This window comes from Asanoa sp. NPDC050611 (assembly GCF_040654855.1).
GTDB lineage: Bacteria > Actinomycetota > Actinomycetes > Mycobacteriales > Micromonosporaceae > Asanoa.
Genome location: NZ_JBFAIU010000504.1, coordinates 1 through 3,860, shown reverse-complemented (window position 1 = coordinate 3,860; position 3,860 = coordinate 1). Strand labels below are relative to the sequence as shown.

At 72.3% G+C, this 3,860-nt stretch carries 7 protein-coding genes; 3 read left to right on the top strand and 4 right to left on the bottom strand.

Annotation, left to right across the window (positions count from 1 at the left end; genetic code table 11):
* Together AB0H87_RS39165 and AB0H87_RS39160 are read right to left on the bottom strand one after the other, a co-directional pair.
* On the bottom strand, positions 1–280 hold a 280-nt coding region (locus AB0H87_RS39165; protein WP_360158043.1), incomplete at its 3' end, for a nitroreductase/quinone reductase family protein.
* Positions 280–528 (bottom strand): glycoside hydrolase family 95-like protein, encoded by a 249-nt coding sequence (locus AB0H87_RS39160; RefSeq protein WP_360158046.1) that lies wholly within the window; start codon positions 526–528, stop codon positions 280–282. The genes AB0H87_RS39165 and AB0H87_RS39160, both read right to left, overlap by 1 nt.
* Positions 529–592: 64 nt before the next feature.
* Between AB0H87_RS39160 and AB0H87_RS39155 the strand changes: the two genes are divergently transcribed.
* On the top strand, positions 593–853 hold the full coding sequence (locus AB0H87_RS39155) for a hypothetical protein (RefSeq protein ID WP_360158040.1): 261 nt from the start codon (positions 593–595) through the stop codon (positions 851–853).
* Between the two features lie 253 nt (positions 854–1,106).
* Here the strand turns inward: AB0H87_RS39155 and AB0H87_RS39150 are convergent, their stop codons facing one another.
* Positions 1,107–1,328 (bottom strand): hypothetical protein, encoded by a 222-nt coding sequence (locus AB0H87_RS39150; RefSeq protein ID WP_360158037.1) that lies wholly within the window; start codon positions 1,326–1,328, stop codon positions 1,107–1,109.
* The gene (locus AB0H87_RS39145) at positions 1,325–2,050 is read right to left on the bottom strand and encodes a hypothetical protein (RefSeq protein ID WP_360158034.1); all 726 of its coding nucleotides are present in this window, start codon (positions 2,048–2,050) and stop codon (positions 1,325–1,327) included. The genes AB0H87_RS39150 and AB0H87_RS39145 overlap by 4 nt, the downstream gene beginning before the upstream one ends.
* A 25-nt stretch (positions 2,051–2,075) precedes the next feature.
* Between AB0H87_RS39145 and AB0H87_RS39140 the strand changes: the two genes are divergently transcribed.
* Complete coding sequence (locus tag AB0H87_RS39140) at positions 2,076–2,933, top strand: alpha/beta hydrolase (RefSeq protein ID WP_360158031.1); 858 nt, start codon at positions 2,076–2,078, stop codon at positions 2,931–2,933.
* The coding region (locus tag AB0H87_RS39135) for a hypothetical protein (protein WP_360158028.1) at positions 2,933–3,860 on the top strand (928 nt) is incomplete at its 3' end. The genes AB0H87_RS39140 and AB0H87_RS39135, both read left to right, overlap by 1 nt.

Here is a 3,860-nt window from a genome sequence, read left to right as displayed (position 1 = left end):
GGTTGAGCCACCAGGCGGGTTCGGGGGAGCCCCAGCCGTTCATCGCGAGGGTGACGTAGTTGGGCCCGTCCTCGAAGTAGCCGACCATCACGCCGCGCTCCTGGCCGGTGCGGCGGCCGATGGTCGTCAGGCGCAGCGTGCCGTACCTGTCTCCGCGCGGCCGGGACAGGCCGAGTCGGCCGCCGCTGAAGCGGTAGATGCCGCGGTGGACGGCCCAGGCGGTGCGGATGACCCAGCGGGGCGGGAGCCACGGGGATTTGATCGGGGTGTTGTCCGACATCACTCCAGAATGGCCGACCCGGGCAACACCACGAGCCGCCCGTCGCCGTCGGCGGACACCCACACCGGGTCGCCGGCGAGTTCGATGTAGACGGACGCCGTGCCCCAGCGCACCGCGATGGTCGTGGGTCGGTCGGCGGACAACCGGGCCGCGACGAGCGCGTGGCCCGCATCCCACTCGACGTCGACGACGATGCCGGGGCGCGCGACCGCACCCGTCAGGCGGCCCGCCGGCCAGTCCGCCGGGATCGCCGGCGAATCGGTGAGCTCCGCGGCGATAGGCTGATCCAGCCGATCTCATGAGGAGTTCACAATGGCCACTTACCTGATTACGCACGAGGTCGACGATGTCGAGGCATGGAAGGCTTCGCGTAAGCGGGAAGAGGTATTCGGGCCTATGGGCATCACGATCCGGACGTTCGTGGACCCGAAGGGGTCGAATCGCGTCGGGCTGGTCGCTGAGATCCCGGACCTTGCCGCCTTCCAGGAGTTCATGCGCTCCGATGCGGCGGCAGCGGCCATGAAGCACGACGGCGTCCGCCCGGAGACCCTGCTGGTGCTCGGCGAAGACTAGGCCATCGTTCACGCCCGGCAGTGCGCCCCCACGCGACCCGTGCCCCAGAACGTCAGGGCCGAACGTCGGGGCCGGTCGCTCGCCGACCTCGAGCCGGCTCGGACGCAGCCGTGTGCCAGGGCCGCGGTGGTCGAGGGCTGCCCAACCGGTTCCGGTAGGCCGAGCGGGGTGGTCTTCGCGCGGCCTCCGGCTGCGCGCTCGACCCACACACCAGACGCCGGGGGCTCGGCTGTCCGCGCCGCAGGGGCGGTGTCTACCGCAGTGCGGGGTCGTCGCGTGGCGGGGTTGTTCGTTGTTCGTGGACCTGTATCTCGAGGCGTGAGCGGTGGGCGCCCGGGTGGTAGAGCTCGTCGACCGGCCCCATCAGCCCACCGCCGATGCCGCGCCGGCGGACGCGGATGCCTAGCCACGCCAGGCTGGCCAGGACCGCGACGAAGGCGGCGGCCAGGGCCAGCAACGGCGCTACGTCGGTCATGCGGCGGAGCCTAGTGCCGTGGCGAGGAGGCGCACCGCCTCGGTGAGGGCCGCTCGGGGGTTCTCGCGCCAGTCCGGGGTCGGTGGGGTGAGGGCCGTCGACCTCGGGTAGCGGTCGCCGAAGTCCGGGATGTGGGCCCGGATCGACGTGGCGCGGGCCAGCCATTCGTCGGCGCCGCGCTGGGACATCCGTTGGTAGGCCGCGGTGGTCGCCGCGGTGGCGCGGACCGTCGCGTACAACATCGTGACCGCCGTTGAACGACGGGCGTCGGGGACCTGCCACGCCGCCAGGATCGCGGCCAGGCGCTCCAGCCAGTCCTGTTCGTTGGGGCCCTGGCTCGCCTCCGACCACGGGCGCTCGGTGAGCCAGGGATGCGCCACGTACACCTCGAACAGCGCTGTCGACCAGGCGTCCAGCGCGGCTGCGAGCGAGTCTCGCGGGTCGTCCCACGCCGGCATCGCGCTCGCCTGGTCCTGCATCAGGGCGAGGAGGTTCTCCTTCGTGCCCACGTACGGGTAGAGGGCCATCGCGGTGCTGCCCAGTCGCGCCGCGATCGCGCGGGTGGAGACCGCGGGCAGGCCGTCGGCGTCGGCCAGGGCGATGCCGATCCCGAGGATCTCGTCGAGGTCCAGCTGCTGAGCCGGACCGCGGCGCGGGGTGGGCAGCGTGGCGCCGCGGTGCCGCCAGAGCCGACGAACGTGCGCGTCGATGTCGTCCATCATAGTCCTTACACTGTATAGTGTTTCCATGACGACGGCACGCATGCACGATGACACGAAGATCGACGTCGCGGTCCGCGGTGACGGCCCCGCCGTCCTGCTGCCGGTCAGCACGACGCCGATCGAGGGCGAGGCCGCCGAGCAGATGCGGGCCTGGGGTGCCGACCCGGCGCTCGGCCACAACCTCGTCACCGGGCTCACCGACGCGGGCTTCCGGGTGGTGACCGCCGACTACGAGGGGCACCTGGTCGACCATCCGAAGCCGACGACCCTGACCCCGGACGCGGTCGCGGCGGACCTGCTGGCGATCGCCGACGCGGCGGGCGTGGACCGGTTCGCCTACTACGGCTACTCGTGGCTGGCGCTCGCCGGCCTCCAACTCGCCTTGCGCACCGACCGACTCACGGCCCTCGTGATGGGCGGCTATCCACCGCTCGGCGGCCCGTACGACGCGATGCTCTCGGTCACCCGCAGTGCCCACGAGATGGCGGTGGCCAACGAGGGCAAGGTCTTCGCCCCGGCGGAACCCGGCGACTGGGACTCCGCGGAGGTAACGAGCGGCCCGGACCAGACGCGGCAGTACGCGACGCTGTACGAGTCACTGCGCGACTTCGACGAGCGCGCCGCCCTGCCCCGCGTGACGGTCCCGCGCCTGGCCTTCGCCGGCGCCGAGGACAACATCACCTACGGTCCGAAGTGGAAGGACGCCCATGTCGCGATCGGTGAGCCCCTGGCGCGGCACCGCGCGGAGCTCGAGGCCGCGGGCTGGACGGTCGTGGTCATCCCAGACCTGGACCACATGACCGCGATGCGCAGCGAGACGGTCCTCCCGATCCTGACGCCGTGGTTGACGGAGGCCCTCGACGCATGGCGGACCATGGGCTGATGGAGTTTCCGCGGGCGCTGCCCGGCCCGGCCGCACTCGCGGCGTGGTGCTTCGCCACGGTGACGCTCCCGCTGCTGTTCTTCGACTGGACCCACCGCTGGGAGGAGGACCAGCCGGTCTCGACCGCGCTGTGGTGGGCTGCTGGCGCGGCCCCGCTGCTCGCGGCGACGGCGGCGGCGAAGTGGCGGTGGCACGCCCGCCGCGGCGGCCTCCTAGCCGCCGGGGCCGTCGCCACCCTGGTCGCGATGGTCTTCCTCGGCGGTTCCCTCGCGGTATTCCGGTGGGTCATCCCGCTGACCGGCTCGGCCGACTGGGCGCGGGTCGTGCTCAGCGGCGCCGTCCTGGCGGGCGGCGGCGGCGCGCTCGGCTACCTGCTCGGATCACGCCGGCCGCGCCGGAACGCGCTGGCGGGCCACCGCGGCTATGCCGTCGGCGCGCTGGTCGCCTTGCTGGGCGGTCTCTTCTTGCACACCACGGTGCGACTGGGCGCCGAAGGCAGCACGGCCGGGCCGGACCTGGGCGCGACCTACGGCGGGGTCGGGCCGATCACCCCGGACGAGGGCGTGCTGACGTTGCCGTCGGCGGGCGAATACGCGATCTACGCGATCGGCTTCGCACCGTCGAACCCGGACTGCCGTGTAGGCAACGCCCAGGCGAAGCGCCTCACGATCCCACCCGGGGACTACGGCGGCGACTACGCCTCCTACACATGGATCGCCTCGTTCGAGGTCGACGCACCGGGCACCTACCCACTGAGCTGCCAGACACCGGACGCCGACGCGTCCTACACGGTCGGCGACCTCCCGCGGGTACGCGGCCTGGTCGGCGCAATGATCCACTGGCCACTCACGACGATCTGGCTCCTCGGCGCGATCCCGGGCCTGCTGATCATCGCGGACGCCGTCACCCGCCGCACCCGGACACGTC

Excerpts from the sequence above, each read along its gene's own strand:
- AB0H87_RS39140 (WP_360158031.1), top strand. The coding sequence starts at position 2,076 with ATGACGACGGCACGCATGCACGATGACACGAAGATCGACGTCGCGGTC.
- AB0H87_RS39145 (WP_360158034.1), bottom strand. The coding sequence starts at position 2,050 with ATGATGGACGACATCGACGCGCACGTTCGTCGGCTCTGGCGGCACCGC.
- AB0H87_RS39150 (WP_360158037.1), bottom strand. The coding sequence starts at position 1,328 with ATGACCGACGTAGCGCCGTTGCTGGCCCTGGCCGCCGCCTTCGTCGCG.
- AB0H87_RS39155 (WP_360158040.1), top strand. The coding sequence starts at position 593 with ATGGCCACTTACCTGATTACGCACGAGGTCGACGATGTCGAGGCATGG.